The organism is Mesomycoplasma hyopneumoniae J (assembly GCF_000008205.1).
In the GTDB taxonomy this organism is placed as follows: domain Bacteria; phylum Bacillota_I; class Bacilli_A; order Mycoplasmatales; family Metamycoplasmataceae; genus Mesomycoplasma; species Mesomycoplasma hyopneumoniae.
On sequence record NC_007295.1, the window covers coordinates 440,993 to 457,897 of the forward strand.

A 16,905-nucleotide genomic window follows, 5' to 3' on the forward strand; every position below is an offset into this window, starting at 1 on the left:
AAATTTTATGGGGGAAAAATTGTAGTTAAAAATTTTAATATCTAATTATAAAAATATAAATTCTTGCTAACTAATTTTAGAAATAATAGGAACTTTTTAAAAAAAAATGAATAAAATTCAAAAAATTAAATCAAAATTTTTAAAATCAGCACTAATTTTAAGCACAATTTTTTCTGTCCCACTTTTAAGTGCGGCTTCTTGTTATAAATCAAAAACCGAAAATCCGGCTACACAATCACAAATTAACAACCCGCTTCGTTATGATACTGAATTAGATAATTCAATTGATTTTCGAATAATTTTTTCTGGATCAGATCCAAGAAATAAAGCTTTGACCAAAATTTTACAGAAATGAAACGAAAAACCCGAGGTAAAAAACAATCAACCTGGATATTTTCCTGCCAAAATTGATCAAGCTATTGCAAATTATCAAGATGATCAAACTTCACTTACAAATTATCTTGAGGCAAAAGAAAATAAAAAATTACCCAATTTAACGCTAAATTATCCAGCACTTGCAAGTACTTTAAACAAATACGGAATGCTTTTAGATTTTAGTAGTCAAAGAGATTTAGATGAAAAAATCAAGTCCGAATATGATGATAAATTTCTTGTTGAAATGAAAAATCTCCCCGGAATTAGCGCTGAAAGAATCCCGTTATTACCAATTCTTAAAACCTCGAAAGTGCTTCTAGTTGACAAACCAGTTTTATCTTATATTCTTGAATCTGCTAAAAAATCAAGTCAAAATTTCAAAATTGCTGAATCCGATCAGCAAAAAGTTAAAGAACTAGATCCCCAAAAAACCGATTATGAATATATTTCCAAAATTTGGGGACAATATCAAAATTTTCCCCTTGATCAAAATGGTTTTGATGGATATACTTTTAGTTTTGAAAAACTTAATAATTTCAGTGATATTGTTGATTTTCTTAGTAGGGTTAAAAAATCTTTTCCCGATGCCCCTAAAGGTCCGCTAACTGAAAAAGTCGATTTTCTTATTGGTTTTAATGATGCAGCTGCCCTATTTTTATTTGCAGCTTTTGCAGTTGCCGATGGTAATTATAATCAGTCAAGTTATTTTCGTGATGATGAAAAACAGCTACTAAATTATAATAATTTATTTAATAAATCAACCAAAAATTACCAAAATACTAAAAAAGCCTACGAAATTATGGCAAAATTAATTAAGGAAAAACTAGCTGGTCCCTGAAAAAAATCTTATGCCAGCGATTATCTTAAAAATCACCAGCTAGTTTTTGCCCTGACTTCTTCAAGTCATTATAGTCGTAATTTTGAAGAATTAGGTCAAGTTTTTCTCCGTTTTAGTAAAGATTCTTTCCAATTTGACTATCCAGTTGGATCAAAATCAAAAATTTGAAAACTAGTAGATCAAGAAAATCTTCCCAAAAATGCGATTGCCAAAGTCCACCAAATTCTTGATAACAAACCTGGTTATGTCTATGTTTTAGCACCTAATTCTACTAGCGAAAATGATATCATCCTTGATCCACAAGTTGATGCAAAATTAATTCAGGAAATAAAAAATACTATAAAAACAAAGGGCGAAATTAATAATTTCAGCTTTTTAAGTTCAGATCCTGATTTTGAAAAATGACTTTTAGAAAAAAAACAGACAAGTTCTGATCTTGCCAGTCTATATTTGGATTTTGGCCAAGAAAGTAAATATAAACTAATAAAACAAAGTAAAAATGTCACTCTTTTTTCAAAGTCCTATCAGAAATTAAATGAAGATGAATTAATGATTCTCCCTGAACCCCAAAAAGTCGAAAAATCAAATAAATTCAACATTCTCACCCTCCAGGGTCCTTCACTGATTGGTTTTCATAATAACGAAAAAGAAGATGTTGCCACACTTAATTTTGTTAAATGATTTATTTCCCAAAAAGAGGAATTTCTAACAGAAAACCAGCAAAAACTTGAATCAACACCAGCAGATTTTCTAGCATTTGCCGCGGGAAATTTAAATCCGACAAAAGCGAATTTAAATTCGGATTTTGAAAAAAATCCACTATTTTTGCAAAATCCAATTTTTCAAATTCCGCTTGCAGAATTCAAAAAGCAGTTAGAAAATCCAGAAAAATACCGTCTTTTTTCAGAACCGGCCGGAGTTGATTCAAATACATTTCGAAAAACCTTATTTTCAACTATAACCCAAATTAATAACCAATTTTTGCAAGATCCCGAATTAGATCTTAATTTTGATTATTTCCTTGAGCAGTTAAGAGCGAATATTGCCCTATCAGTGAAACTGGAAAAAGATCAAAAAAATTCGCAAAATAAAACAGTTAAAAATTAAAAATTATGGAGAAAATTATAATGAAGTATCTTAAGAAAAATAAGCAGAAAGTTAAATTATCCTATAAATTTAGGCGTTTTTTCCTAACCAGCGCACTTAGTTTTGCTCCCTTGGCTTTAGTTGCAAGTTGTGTTAATAATTCCCGATTTGATTCAAATGAGGATAATAAATTAGTTTTTGGTCATACTTTTTCATCTTCAGGAAAAGAAGCAAAAGCACTTGAGAAAATTATTGAAGTCTGGAATAAAACTGCAACTAATCAAAAAGATTTTATCAAAATGGAAGCACAATATTTCCAGAATGGCTATAATGGATCAGCGGCTTCGATTACAAACTTTTTACAGACAAAAGATCGGATAAAACTGCCAAATATTGTCACAAATTATCCTTCACTTCTGGCAATAGTTAATAAATATTCAATGACTTTTCCGCTTGTTAAAGATTTTAGTTCTAATCAAGAACCACAAGATGAAAATGAAAAAGCAATAAAAAAGTTCCTAAAAGAGCAAGGAATTTCTGATTTCCTTGAAATTAATAAAGAAGTTCCTTTCCTTGATACAAAGGGAGTTTATACCCTTCCATTTGGAAAATCAACTGAAGTTCTTACAATTAATAAAGTTTTGTTTGGTTGAATGATTAATAAAGCACTTGCTGATCCAAAAAAGCCAGCAAAAATTAAAGAAGAAGATAAACCTTATTTTGCCGAATTTCAAAAATTAGCCAAGGAAAAAACTGGTGATATTAAGGAAATTGAAAGAATCTGAAAAAAATATGTCTCAGATGATCAAGGACTTGCAGGCTATGAATTTCGCCGATCCGATCTTGAAAATTTTACTGACCTACAGAAATTATCATCACGAATTCTTCGTTCTTTTCCAGAGGCCCTTTCAGGAGGATCCACTGATTCGGCAAAATCAGTTTTAGGAATTGATAATCAAGCAACGCTAGTTTTTGCTCTTGCCAGATCAGTTTCAGAAGGTAATCGATCACAGGAAGTTACCGTTCTTGATAGGCAAAAGAATTTAATTGATTATATATCTTTTATAGATAAACCTGATTCAATTAGATATAAAAATTTAGAAAAAATTTTTAATTTATTAAGCCAAGGGATAAAAGATCGCTCAATTTATTATACATCTGCAGGGGAGTATAATTCAACTTTTTTCCGGAATCATCAGCAAGTTTTCTCAATTGGTTCAACTTCAGGCTATTTCCATAATTTTGTCAAACCAACAGCGACAAATTATCAAATCGGCTTTAACAAAAATGATGGTCTTAAGTCAGTTTATAGCGTTAGCTATCCCAAATTTAGCGCAATTGTATCACTTGAAGATCTCAAGGATATAACCAAAGATCTAGAAATAACAGCAACCGATGGTAGCTCTAAATTAAAAATTGATGCTAAATTTTTAGGAAAACTCAAAGAATATGCACAGCAAAATCCAGTTAAAAAAGTGTTTTATTTTACTGATCGATCAGAAAAACCTTCAGGTATCTTCGAAAAAGATTATATTGTTTTAGGCAAATACAAAAATGATAAAAATGAAGAATTTAATGGCCTTGTAATTCCAACTTATACAGAACTCTATAAAAATTCTGGATCAAATGCCCTTAATGATGATGAACTTGCACTTGAAGCCCCACCGCATAAATTCGATGCAAATAGTAAAATCACCCCCATTGTCGCCCAAGGTCCTGATCTAATTTTTATTCATTCAACTGAAAAAGAAGATAAAGCCGCAAAAGCTTTTGTTAAATGACTTTTGACAGAAAAAATAGTCTTTGAGGAAAATAGTCAGGAAAAAATGACTCCGCTTGAGTATTTTGCCAGAGCAACCTCATATTTATTGCCAATAAAATCAACGCTTGATAAAACCCATTTTAGTCCAAAAAATAGATCTCAGAAATTCATACTTGACCAATTTAGTAAATTTCTTAATGCTGATTCAAAAGGAAAATATTCGCTTGTCTATGATAATGCCGATGCAAATGCTTCATCCTTCCGTGAATCACTAGATTCTTCAGTTGCCCAGATGCAATCATTAAAAGCAAGTGATGGAAAAGTGCGTAGTTTTAAAGAGTTTTTAGAAAAACTAGAGGGAAATTTAGGTCCTGCTTTTAAATCAAAATAAGCAAATTATTTAGTTTTTTAAAAATTATGAAAAAATTTATAAAAAAATTACTTTTTAGTTCAAGTGCAATAATTTTGTCACCTTTATTTTTTATTTCTTGTTATCAAAATGAAGCAACTCGTTTATACCAAGAAGCCCAAAAATACTATAAAATACGTGATTTTTTAAAAAATCCCTTTAATGATTTATTTGATCAACAAAGTGATTATGCAAAAGATATTGCAAAATTTTTAGATCAAAATTATCAATGAACTCAACAAGATAAACTAAAATTTAAAGATGATAAATTACCTGATCAACAATATTTTGATAAAATATTAGCCGAAATTGTTGAATGAAAAGATGGAGATACTGTCATATTAAAATCACTTAATTCTGAAAAACTTCCGCAACTTTTTAGCGTTCGACTTGAAAGTATCGATACTCCCGAAACTGGAATGATTAACAAAGATGGTAAATACGAAAAAACTAGCGGAGTTGAAGCAAAATTCGCTAATAAAGCAACTGAATTTGCCAAAAAAATACTGCCTGTAAAAGCAAAAGTTTATTTTGTTTTTCATAAAACTGGCCCATCACGTTCTTATGAGCGTTATGTTGGTAGCATTTTTTTCGGCCATGATGAATTTTATAAAAATTATTCCCTTGAAATTGTCAAAGCTGGTCTTGCAGCTCCAATTCTCCATAGTGGATTTAGCGCAATAAATGATCCAACGACAATTTATTCATATCTTTCGATCAAACAAGCATCAGCGCTTGAGAATGCAATTAATAAAAAATTCGGCGTTTTTGAGGGAATAAGGGATAAGAAATTTAATTCAATTACTCAAGTTCTTGAAGAAATATGGAAGACCCGAGGTCTCCCCCCGATTAGTAATTTTTTAGTTTTAGGAGATAAAAATAAGAATAAAAATGTTGTTGACTGGTATGAATTTGGTCGAGAATTAAAGGAAAAAAAATAAAAAACGGAAAAAAATGAAAAAAGATAATGAAAATCTAGACTACCAAAATGCTGATTTTGAATATGAAATTAAAAAAATTCGGCAGGCGGCCGAAAATCGTTATAAGTCAAAATCTTTGATTCCAGCAATTGAAATCAAAGATCTAACCATTGATTTTGGTGAAACACTTGCAGTTGATAAGGCTAATCTTAAAATTTTTAAAGGTGAACTTGTCACCCTTTTAGGGCCTTCAGGGTCTGGAAAAACAACGATTTTAAACGCAATTGCCGGGCTTTTAAAACCCACTTCGGGCCAGATTATTTTTAATGGGGATGATGTAACTAGAAAATCACCTCAGCAAAGAAAAATTGGACTTGTTTTTCAAAATTATGCCCTTTATCCGCATTTAAATGTTTTTGGAAACATCGCTTTTTCACTTCATAATGACCCAAGATGAAAACAACGAGCCCTTGAAAAATCTATGCACGCCCAGGTAAATGCTAATTCGATTGTTTTAGCAAAAAATGGCGCTTCCCTTGAAGAACTTGAAAAGTATAAGGCACTTTTATTTGATTATTTTAATGTTTATCGCCAGTTAGAGCATGACTATAGCGAGCTTAAAACTGAAATGTATCTTGGCCTAAACCAGCTCAAATCAGATTATATTTTAATTGATGCCCATAAACAATCAGAAATTAAAAATCTAACAATTGATTTTCTAAAACTAGGTAGATCAGCATCAATTTTTTGAGCAATTTTAAAGAAAATTTTCAAGAAAAATCAAAGTGAAATCTGCCCAATCCAACAGGCAATTTCTTATCGGAAAGCTTATAAATTAAAGCTAAAAAAAATCAGAGAAAAAGCAAAGGCTGATAAAAAGGACTATAAAAACCGAATTATTCAGGAAAAATATGCAATTAAATATGCCCCTGAATTAGTCAAAGCCCGTAAAATTTTTCTTGAAGAAAAATCACAATTATTTGAAAAATTAGAAAATCTTGAAAATTTATATAAAAAATTTAAATTAAATGCGAAGTTAGAATTAACAAAAATCAAAAAAGGTTATAAAAAATTTCGTACTAAAACGAAACTAAAAGATGAAGAATCACTAAATCTTGACTATCAAGAACAAATTGAAGCCTTCAATTTTCAAAAAAAAGAAAAAGAATTATGATTTAAAACCCAAATTCAAACCGAAAAAGCATTAATTAAAAATGAGAAAAAACTCGAAAAACTAGAGCAAAATTACATTGAAAACAAGAAAAAATTTCTAGAAAATAACAGAGCTGAATCACCAAACTTATTACTTTTAAAATCACTTAAACAAAAAATTAAAAGTTATAAAGCCCAAACTTTAAAACGGTTTTTAGAATGAGAAAAAAACCTGATTAGTAAATTTTCCCTTAATATCGAAAAATTATCAGAAGCTGAACTAAAAGAATATCAGGAATATAAATCAAAAAATATTTCGATTAAGGAAGCAATAAATCAGGCCGTACTTCAGACAGCCGAAAAAGTTGAAATCACCAAAAATCTGGCTAAAAAACCGACAAAATTATCAGGAGGTCAGCAACAAAGAGTTGCAATCGCCCGTGGAATCGTCCGTCATCCTGATATTTTATTAATGGATGAGCCACTTTCAAATTTAGATGCAAAACTGCGAGTCCAAACAAGGCAATGAATTAGAAAAATCCAGACAGAAATCGGGATTACAACTGTTTTTGTTACCCACGACCAAGAAGAGGCAATGTCAATTTCAGATAGAATAATTTGTATGTCAACTGGTTATATTCAACAAATCGGGACTCCAACTGAGTTATATCATAAACCTAAAAATGAATTTGTTGCTTCTTTTTTAGGTGTTCCAGAAATGAATATTTTTGATGCTTTCTATGATCAAAAAAGTAAACGCGTTGTTATTGACAATCAAGTAATTTACGAGAATTTAGAAAATTATCCCTATGAAAAAATCAGAGCCGGAATTCGCGCTGAGCATCTAATTGAAGATGCAAATGGCAATTTTTTTGGAAAAATTGCTGCAATTGAATATCTCGGAAAAGATATCCAAGGGAAAATTGAAATTACAAATTTAGGTCTTTTTTCGATTATTTTAAAGAAAAAACCAACCTATGAAATCGGCGAAATTATCCAGTTTAGCTTTAAAAATGGCAAATTACATTTATTTGATTATCAAACAAGGGAAAGGATCTAATGAATTTTATCAGCGGTTTTTTTTATAAAAGGCGGATTCGCAAATCGCGTTTAGAACTAGGGATTCTCGATCAAAAACACCCGTTTTGAAAGCCTTTTTTGGTGCTTTTACCTTCAATTTTAGTAATTTTTTTATTTACCTTTCTGCCTTTTCTTTATTCAATTTCAAAATCTTTAACAATTGAGATCAACCATAATATCGCCGGAAATACCCGTTTTGGCTTTGATAATTTCATTGATTTGATCACAATTGATAAAAATTTTCATTATGCAATTAGAAATTCAGTTGTCTATTCAATTCTAGCCCTTCCTTTTGGTCTAATTATTAGTTTGATAATTGCATCAGCAATTGCTTCCTTGCACCGAAAATATGCCCGTGGATTTTGACAGACGATTTTTTTTATGCCCTATGTAACCTCAGGAATTGCGATTTCAGTTGCATTTGGTTATATTTTTGATAGTGAAACTGGTTTTATTAACAAACTTTTTGGTATTTCAACTAGATGACTAAATTCGGGCAATCCCGGTTCGCTGCATGCACTTTTTGTGGTCTTGATCTCGGGAATCTGACGTAGTCTTGCTTTTGAAGTTCTAATCCTAACAACCGCAATGTTATCAGTAAATCCAACACTTTATAAGGCAGCAGCAATCGATGGCGCCTCACCGATTCGACAGTTTTTCAAAATCACTTTACCTACAGTTTCAAAGACAATAAATTTTTTGATCACAATTGGAATCATCGGCGGAATTAAGGTATTTCCGGTCGGAATTTTCCCAAATGAGACCGAAGCAATTACAAATGGAGGATCAACTTTGCTTGTCTATATTTATAAAAATGTCCGCGGAACGCCTAATTTTGCCCAGGCAGGAACATTAGCAATCTACCTTTTTATTTTCGGAATTGCCCTTTCTATAACAGTAAAAAAATTTTTAAATGGGATATTTTGAATATCTAATAAAATTTCGGAGAGATATGTTTATTCTAAGATTAAAAATTCGCAAATTCATTAGCGATCGCAAAACTGCAAGAGTTATTGAAAACATTAATTCCCAGGTCAAAAATGATAATTTAATTAGTGCAATTTTTAATTTTATCTTTAAATTTATAGTACTTTTTGTTTTTGGTATCTTCATTATTTTCCCTTTTTATTTTATGTTTGTCTATGCTTTAGCCCCCGAAGATCAGATTCTTGATACCCGGGTTCCGGTTTTTTGACCTAATCAATTTACCTGGGATAATTTTACAAAAGCTGCTCAGTCTGGTTATTTTAAAGCCCTTGGAATTACTGCGAGTGTATCTTTAATTGCCGTTGTTGGAAAAGTATTTTTTTCAATGACTTTTGGTTATGCATTTTCTTTAAGAAAATGACGATTTAAACAGTTATCCTGAGCCATTTTCTTATCAATTTTAGTTCTTCCCGAGACAGCTTTAATAATTGGCCAGTATCGAATTATGGTAATGCTTGGTTGAAATGATGGGTTTCAGTCAATTTTTGCCCTAACAGCCCCATTTATTGCCTCAGTTTTCTCTGGTCTAATGTTCCGTCAAGCCTTTGAAGAAATTCCCGATCGGATCAAGGAAGCCTCAATGGTTGATGGCTGTTCACGAATTCGCTACTTTTTTAAAGTCGCAATTCCAATGGTAAGTCCAACAATTTGAACTGTCGGAATTCTAACAGCATTAGCCGCCTGAAATGCGACATCCTGACCACTTGTGATTCTCCAGTCAAATTCGGCAAATGTTCAAACTTTAAATATCTGATTGCTCCAAAAAGTTGGTGTTGCTGATGAGACAATGCAAGTACCAGGAGGATATTTTAAAAACATCCGGATGGCCGGAGCGCTTTTGGCGGTTTTGCCAATGTTTATCGTCTATTTTGTTTTTAGATCAAGAATTATGAAGGCAGTTTCCCGTCAAGAATCAACAGTGAAAGGTTAAATTATGCTTAATTTTAAAGGATTTTTCAAAAAACAGAAGCAAAAAATTAATCTTTTATTTCAGTCAGGATTTATTTGGTTTTCGATGATTAGCGGCCTTGTTTTTACCGGACTAATTATTTGAGGAATTATTTATTTTTTTCAACAAGCTTTTACTGATGGATTTTTATAAGCAAAAATTATTGAAGAACTTTGTTATATTTTTCCTAATTTAATATTTCTAAATTAGGAAAAATAATATTAAAGAAATTATTTAAATATTAAAAAAGTTGACTAAATTTAGTCAACTTTTTTTAATAAATTAGGAATAAATAATCTGTTTTTTAAATTTTTTATTCCATATATTCGCTAAGGAATTTTTCAAGGATATTATTATATTTTTGATTATCTTTTGGTTTATCAAAGAGGGCAAAACCTTTTAGTGTTATTCCGGTTGGTTTTCTACTATCATCTTGTTGTTCTTTGTCAATATTTTCTTGATTGTTGCTTTTTGTTGTACCTAAAGTTAGATTTTTAGCTAGATCGAGATTTTGAAATTGGCTCTCAATTTTGGCTTTTCAGCTAAAAATTTCCTTTTTCCCTTTTTGATAATCACTTGAAAAAAGCTTCATTTTAAGGTATTTTTCTGCATTTTCGCTTTCAACTGTTGCAACCAGAACCATTGTAGCAGCCGGAGCATTGAGGAAATCATGTGATTTATCTGATTGATTTTTAGGATAAAGCGCAACTTTATTATGTTGAAGAAGTTGTAAAAGGAAATCATGAACATCTTGATAAGTTCCGTTAAAAGTTTTTTGCAGCCCACCTGAGGCATCGGTCCATTTTAATTGATTTTTATTATTTTGCTCTACCTTTTCAAAATCAGCACCAATTTTATTAAACCCGGTTAGTAATATTTCTGGTTCGATTAATAAACTGAATTTTGAACTAGAATTATCACTTGCGCTTAATAGAAAATATCTTAAAAGTGATCTTCGTGATAATTTAGTGGGTTTAAAGGCATAAAAAATTGTCTTACCCTCATCAAGTTTAAGATTTTTTGATTGTTCTTGACTTGAGTTTTCAAGACTTATTCCACCTTCAGCTAAATAAATACCGGCTTGATCTAGATGTACTTTTTGCTGCGATTTATTTGAAGGTTCTGGATTTACCTTAAATTTTAAATTCGGATTATTTAGTGCACTAATCGATGCAAGTACTGGTTTATTTTGATATTTTTCGGTTGTTGTAGTTATATTTGATCGTCAATCAAGGAATAAATCGGTATTTGTACTTTGGACTAATGCTTGATAAGCTTTATTATCAGGGGCAACTTTGTCAATTTTGATCTCAAGTGTTTCTTTTGTTATTCCTTCAACTTTTAGTTCTAATTTTAAAATAAATTTATCCCGATAAAAAGTTGATAAATATAATAAAGTGTTTGTCGGGAAACTAGTTTTTTCTAAATTTTCAAAAAGTTTAGATAAGTAAGTTCCACCATTTTCTGCCTGGATTGTTTTAGTTTCAACTTTTGGTACTTGTTCACTTTGATCAGTTTGTTCACTTTGGGAATCTTTACTTGATTTTTCTTCTTTTGCTTGACCTTTTTCCTGACTTTCTTGTTGTTTTACCTCTTCATTAAATAAAACTGCACCAACTTTTTGCATTTTACCATTTGGTGGAGCCATTTTTGTTTCTAATTTTTCATTTTTACTTGTTGAAAAATTAAGAAAATCAAATAAAGGACTCATTTTTTTAGTAATTCCCTTAAGTTCAAGGGGTTTATTTAAAAGATGGGCAATTTTTGTATTAATTGTTGAGGCGAAAACCGTTACTGGAAGATAGCTTTTGACCTCAAGTTTTAAATTATCAAGATTTTTTGCCGTTTTAGCATCAAATAATTCAAGCGCATTTCGAAAATATCCAGAATAAATTTCTTGTGTTGCATCGTAGTCAAAGTCGAAATTATAATTATATTGTTTATCTTGAGTCAAATTTAGACCTGCAGGAACTTGATCATTTACTAAAAAAGTTCCTTCTAATTTTAAATTAATAGTTAATAAATTCTTATTCTGACTAACTTTTTCAGGTTTTTTAACTAAAAAAGCTGCTTTTTTGGCCTCAAAATTAGGAATTAAACCTTTAATATCAGCAAAAAAAGTTGTATTTGGCACTGATTTTTGAATAAATCAGGACTCAAATTTAGTTAAATCAAGACTTTTTGGATTAGAAGACAATGAAAATAATTGTGCAATATCTAAGTTATTTTTGGCTAGGTATTTTGAAATTTCACTATTAAATTCATAGTTTTTCAAAAAACTTGCTAAAAATTTTCCCCCATATTTCTGATTTGTTTTTGGGAGATCAACAAATCTAAGGGGAAAAATTTTCTCAGTTTTAGCTGTTTTATCATATAAAACCATATTAAGAACAAGCTCATTTTTTTCATCATTTATACTTGCAAAAACTAGTTTATTATCTTTTAGATCCGGTTTGATTTCAAAATTTTCTGGAAGGATAAAAATTGGTTCAGAATTTAGGCTAAAGGAGGCCCCACCAAATTCGCCAAAAGTTTCATATAAGGCAATTTTTGAATCAGAAAGTTTATTAAACCGTTTTAGTCAAGCATTATAAAATAAAATTGCTATTTCAGTTGCGGTTTTTCCTTTAAGTGATTCAAGATTTCTAAGACTAATTTGGCCAGTGAAATTTTCGGGTAGAAATTGGAAAGCCTTTTCTTGACCTGAGAAATCAAGGTCGAATTTTGCAGTATAATTTATGGTTTTTGAATGATTAGTTACATTAAGTCCGATATTTTTTAGCTTATTTTCTTTGATTTCAAACCTGGATTTATTATCAGGGATAACCAATTTAAAACTTAGATCAGGATATTTTTGACTTAGACTACTTAAATCAACTGCATCAGCTAGATCGAAACTATAAGATTTATCAAAGTGAAAATTTAGAGCATCAAAAGCGTTTAGTCGCTTGGCAAATTTAGGTTTTACCTTTAAATTTGCAACTAATTTATCAAATTCAGCACTATTAAAATTAGTTCTTGAGGTCAAATTTTGTGCTTTTCCAAGATCAATGTTATAAGAATTTAGTTCTAGATTATATTTTTCGGCTTGGGATGAAAGTGCATAAGGAATTGTAACAGCAAGACTTATAATTGTACTAATTCCAATAATTGAGAAAATTAAATATTTTAGCTTGTTTTTTTTCATTTTTTCTCCTTTTTATTTTAAAGCAAATAGTGATTCTGAACTTTCAATAATAATTACCCTAACTGGCTTACTTGAGTGAATCTGTGGCTGATCTTTTTTGTATACATATAAATCAAAATTATGTCGTATCTGATTGCCAAGTTGAGATATTGTATTAGTAAGAACTCCGGGAATTTCTTCGCTTTGATGAATTTCTTGTTGTTCTGGTTTAGCTGCTACTGGCTTGGCTGCTGAAGGTTTTGCAGCAACTTTTGCTGCTTCAGGTTTACTACTTTCTAAATTTTTACTTGTTTTTATTATATAAAAACCATAATCTGGGTAATTATTTTCAAAAAATTGACTAAAAGGTAGATTTTTGATCTGATTATCAATTTTAACTGGAGTATTTTCCGTTTTAATTACTTGTTTTATACTATCAACAAGTTGGGTATAATCTTCTTTTTTAAGGAAAATAATTTGGTCTGCACTTGGAAAATTAGTAGCAATTTCATTTAATTTTTCTACATCTTCACTAAGCAATTTATTATTTTCATTAACTACAAGATCCAAAGTTTCTTTTTTTGTTTGGTAAATCACTTGAATTAAATTCCCATTTTGATCAACTGAACCAATTTTATATCAATATTTTAATCTTAAATTATTATTTGGATTAGTTTTTTCCTGACTAACTGCTACATTTAGGCTTATAGGTTCGAGTTCAAACTGAATTTTATAGTCTAAATTTTGCCCGAGTGATTCAGCAAGAAGTCCTTGATCTTTTGAATAAATAAGCGAATAAAAAGCAACTAGAAATTCACTAAGATTTGTAATTGGATTTTTACCTTTTTCTTGGATAAAATCTTTTGGTTTAATTGATTTTGCAAGTTCTCTTATATGTTCGACAAAATCTCTCGTGTTAAATGCGCTTTCAGTTTTGATTAAGTCCAAAGTATTTTTTAAATTTGAGTGAAGGTAAAAACTATTATTAAGATAATCAGGGGAAATTAGGTAGTCATTATTTAATGAAAAAAGTCAAAAATCGGAGGTCAGTGAAACTGCTTTTTTCTCAGGAGGCTGAATTTTTATTTGACTTAAATGTTTAAATAAACTATTTTGGTCAAGATTTTCAGGCCATTGTGTTTTTGGATCAATTAATTTAAATTTATTTAAAAGATCATATCAATATTTTGCAACAAAACTGATATCCCTTTTTGCAAGTAAAGATAAAAATGTACTAACCTCTTGATTTGTTTTAAATGACTTATTCCAAAGATTAATAATTCCCTCAGACATTTTCTCAGGAACTACACTTAATTTTGCAAATTCTTCAACATTAGGTAATTGTGAATTATGAACTAATAATTTTAAGCGATCTTCGTTAAATTCATAGCCATAATAATCACCATTTTCAAGGATATTTTTTAATTTATCAAATTTATTGGCATTTAAGAGTGCAAGAATTTCTGATTTTGGCGCACCCTTTTGGTTTGCAATTTTTTTTCTAGTTTCTGGTTTAAATTCAAATTTTGTCTGTTTAATTTGCTTTACTAATTCAGCATCATTTTGCCCGAGACGGTTTAGATGTTCAATAGTTTGGGAAAAGTTTTTTTCAGCGACAATTTGATTTTCAGCATTTCTAAGAATAATTTTTCCGAAAATTTTGGCAACAATTTGGTTATTTTTAAAAGCCAATTTAGTTGAATTAGCATCTAATTTAATATCTAATTTTAAATATTTTAAAAATTTTGCATAATCAATACCGGATAATTTATTTTCAAATTCAACTTTTTTCAGAAGCGGAGTTCTAACAATTTTTGCTATAAGGTTCTTGAGAAAATCTTCTCTCTCGTTTTGAGTTGCAAAAATTTGGTTATTGTAATAATTTAGAAAATCTCAACCATTAATTTCGGCTTCTAAATTTTTTTCAAAATTTATTTGTGGGTAATAATCATCTTCAGAAAATTCAGTTATTTTAATATTTTCAGCGACTGTTTTATCAAGGAAAAAATTATTAAGATCAATGTTAATTCCAAAATGAAACTTTGAACTTTTATTGAGATCAGCCGCAATTTTTTTAGCAAAATTCGGCGAAAAAGCAGCATAAAATGTTAATTTATAAATTCCTTTTTGACCTGTTTTTGCTAAAAAATCCTGACCTAAAATTTGATCTCTTACAAGTTCAATCTGATATTGCGGATTTCATATTCCACTTTCATCTAGATAAGAAAATTCTTTATTATTAAGAATCTCGGCAATAATTTCTTCTAAATTAAAATATTTATTAATAATTTTGCGGGCTTCATTATTATTTATTGCCCAGTTTACTTGCTTTTCAAAGTCTTCTAATTTTACTAATTTTGTAAGTTCTTTTTTGGTTGATAAACTAAATTCCTTGTTGGTATAAGCTCTTAGTTTTTCCAATTTTGAACTTGAAAAATTAGCGAAATTAGCAAGTGAATAATCAGGGAGATAATTTCAGATAACTTTTTGGGTTAAAAGATCAGAAATTGCCTTTTTATCATCAGGTAGTTGATATACTAAACGATAATAAATTTCAAAAGATTGTTCTTGATCAAGTGGTTTTAGATCAAAAACATCAAGTTTGTAACGATTTCAGCCATAATCAGTGGCAAAATTAATTGGTAGGCTCGTGTTATTTTTTTGGTAAAAATCAAAAAACTGGCTATAGTCAATCCCAGTTTTTTTAGTATTATCAGCATTAAAAAGCTGTTTTTTAAGATCAAAATAGCTTAAATTTCCATTTTGATACTCATCTTTTAGTTGAATATTTGTAATTAATTTTGCTTGATTTTGTACTTGAAGTCGTGGATCTTTGATCTTTCAATTAGCAACGGTGACAAGCGGAATTGTGATTATTGCAATTCCGAAAAAAACTGCGGCCCCAATTGTTAAAAGATTTTTTCTAGAAAGGTTAGTGTTTTTTTTTTTTTTTTTTTTGTAGTGCAAGTTGGTGTTTTCCATAAATTTTTTGATTTCCTTAATTTCTTCAATTAAAATCAATATCTCTTAAAAAGAAAGTTTTATACATTAAGAATTATAACATTTTTTTCAAAGACTAAGAAAAAAAAAAAAAAAAAAAAAAACCTACAAAAATTGTAGGTTCTCAAAAATTAGAGAAAAACCTAAGAAATTTAGGTTTCTAAATATTTAGAAAAATCAACTTTCTCAAGCAGTGAAATAATTTCTTCCTTGCTTTGGGCGTTTTTAATCTTTTCAATATTTGCAACATCTTCAAAAGCGGCAACAATTTGGGGGAGTGCTACCGATGTATGAATATCTGAATTGGTAGCTGCCAGGGTAATTAAAATCTGAACTGGACGACTATCAGCTTCAAAATAAAATGGTTTATTAAAAACAACAAGTGAAAAGCCATTACCAAAAACGCCTTTTCCAGCTTCTGCATGAGGCATAGCTAAAAAAGGGGCTAAAATATAATAAGGCCCATTTTCGATTGTTGATTGAATTATCGCATGAACATATTCAGTACTAATTAGACCTTTATCTAATAATGGTTGACAAGAAATTTTGACTGCATCTTGTCAGTTTGATGCTGTCTGATTTATAAGAATTGAATCATTTTCCTTAAGACTTGTAAGTAAATTAACTGACATATAAAAAAATCCTTGATTTTTTGGCTAACTTAGTTCTTTAAGAACCGGAGTTAGCGCAGATTTTATCTCATTTTCATCCATTAAATTAGTTACGCCAACAATTTTTGCTTTTTGTTTTTGACTAAATTCGCTAACAAGATGTTTGGAGGCAATAATGATATCAACTGAATTAGTAAGACCTTTGGATTGGCCCATTGAAAGCGCTTCAACTGTGGCATCTATTCCTAATTCTTTGACAATTTTTTGAACTTTCAACTTGATAATCATTGAAGTTCCCATTCCATTTCCACAAGCAGCAACAATTTTTAATGCCATAAATACCTCTTTTAAATTATTTTTAATTAAAAATAAGATTTGAAATTAAAAAATCTGAAATTTGAATTTAGTTTAATTATACCTTATTTTTAAAAAAAGTTAAATAAAAAAGAGAAAAAAAGTTATAAATCTTGCAAGGATCAAAAATTTTTATAAAAAAATATTATTCTTTATAAAAATTTTTAATTTATTATCATTTAATTTCATTTTTTAACTTTTTTTAAAAATCAGTGT

The 16,905-nt window shown here is 29.7% G+C and carries 11 protein-coding genes; 7 read left to right on the forward strand and 4 right to left on the reverse strand.

Annotated elements, in window-relative coordinates; all coding sequences use genetic code 4:
• The first annotated feature begins 106 nt into the window (after positions 1-106).
• From MHJ_RS01955 to MHJ_RS03770, 7 genes are read left to right on the forward strand one after another with little or no spacing between them, the layout of a single operon-like run.
• Entirely contained in the window at positions 107-2,320 is a 2,214-nt protein-coding gene (locus tag MHJ_RS01955) for a P68 family surface lipoprotein (protein ID WP_237697247.1), read from the forward strand.
• Between the two features lie 5 nt (positions 2,321-2,325).
• The gene (locus tag MHJ_RS01960; protein WP_020835723.1) at positions 2,326-4,452 is read left to right on the forward strand and encodes a P68 family surface lipoprotein; all 2,127 of its coding nucleotides are present in this window, start codon (positions 2,326-2,328) and stop codon (positions 4,450-4,452) included.
• 26 nt (positions 4,453-4,478) lie between these two features.
• Positions 4,479-5,411 carry a thermonuclease family protein gene (locus tag MHJ_RS01965; protein ID WP_011284135.1) on the forward strand — a complete coding sequence of 311 codons (933 nt, stop codon included), beginning with the start codon at positions 4,479-4,481 and terminating at the stop codon, positions 5,409-5,411.
• A 13-nt stretch (positions 5,412-5,424) separates the two neighbouring features.
• Positions 5,425-7,602: an ATP-binding cassette domain-containing protein gene (locus MHJ_RS01970; RefSeq protein WP_011284136.1), complete on the forward strand. Its 2,178-nt coding sequence runs from the start codon at positions 5,425-5,427 to the stop codon at positions 7,600-7,602.
• Positions 7,602-8,612, forward strand: coding sequence for a carbohydrate ABC transporter permease (locus tag MHJ_RS01975; protein ID WP_011206216.1), 1,011 nt, complete (start codon positions 7,602-7,604; stop codon positions 8,610-8,612). Before MHJ_RS01970 ends, MHJ_RS01975 begins: the two co-directional genes overlap by 1 nt.
• Positions 8,575-9,540 carry a carbohydrate ABC transporter permease gene (locus tag MHJ_RS01980; RefSeq protein ID WP_011284138.1) on the forward strand — a complete coding sequence of 322 codons (966 nt, stop codon included), beginning with the start codon at positions 8,575-8,577 and terminating at the stop codon, positions 9,538-9,540. Before MHJ_RS01975 ends, MHJ_RS01980 begins: the two co-directional genes overlap by 38 nt.
• A gap of 3 nt (positions 9,541-9,543) precedes the next feature.
• Positions 9,544-9,711, forward strand: a complete 168-nt coding sequence (locus tag MHJ_RS03770; RefSeq protein WP_011206218.1) for a hypothetical protein — start codon at positions 9,544-9,546, stop codon at positions 9,709-9,711.
• Between the two features lie 160 nt (positions 9,712-9,871).
• On the opposite strand, the gene MHJ_RS01985 is transcribed toward MHJ_RS03770, so the two are convergent.
• From MHJ_RS01985 to MHJ_RS02000, 4 genes are all read right to left on the reverse strand, one after another.
• The gene (locus tag MHJ_RS01985; protein WP_011284139.1) at positions 9,872-12,745 is read right to left on the reverse strand and encodes a P110/LppT family adhesin N-terminal domain; all 2,874 of its coding nucleotides are present in this window, start codon (positions 12,743-12,745) and stop codon (positions 9,872-9,874) included.
• 12 nt (positions 12,746-12,757) lie between these two features.
• Positions 12,758-15,706: a P97 family multifunctional adhesin Mhp385 gene (mhp385, locus tag MHJ_RS01990; protein WP_011284140.1), complete on the reverse strand. Its 2,949-nt coding sequence runs from the start codon at positions 15,704-15,706 to the stop codon at positions 12,758-12,760.
• 170 nt (positions 15,707-15,876) lie between these two features.
• Complete coding sequence (locus tag MHJ_RS01995; RefSeq protein ID WP_011284141.1) at positions 15,877-16,356, reverse strand: PTS sugar transporter subunit IIA; 480 nt, start codon at positions 16,354-16,356, stop codon at positions 15,877-15,879.
• A gap of 24 nt (positions 16,357-16,380) precedes the next feature.
• On the reverse strand, positions 16,381-16,671 hold the full coding sequence (locus MHJ_RS02000) for a PTS sugar transporter subunit IIB (RefSeq protein ID WP_011284142.1): 291 nt from the start codon (positions 16,669-16,671) through the stop codon (positions 16,381-16,383).
• Positions 16,672-16,905 lie beyond the last annotated feature (234 nt).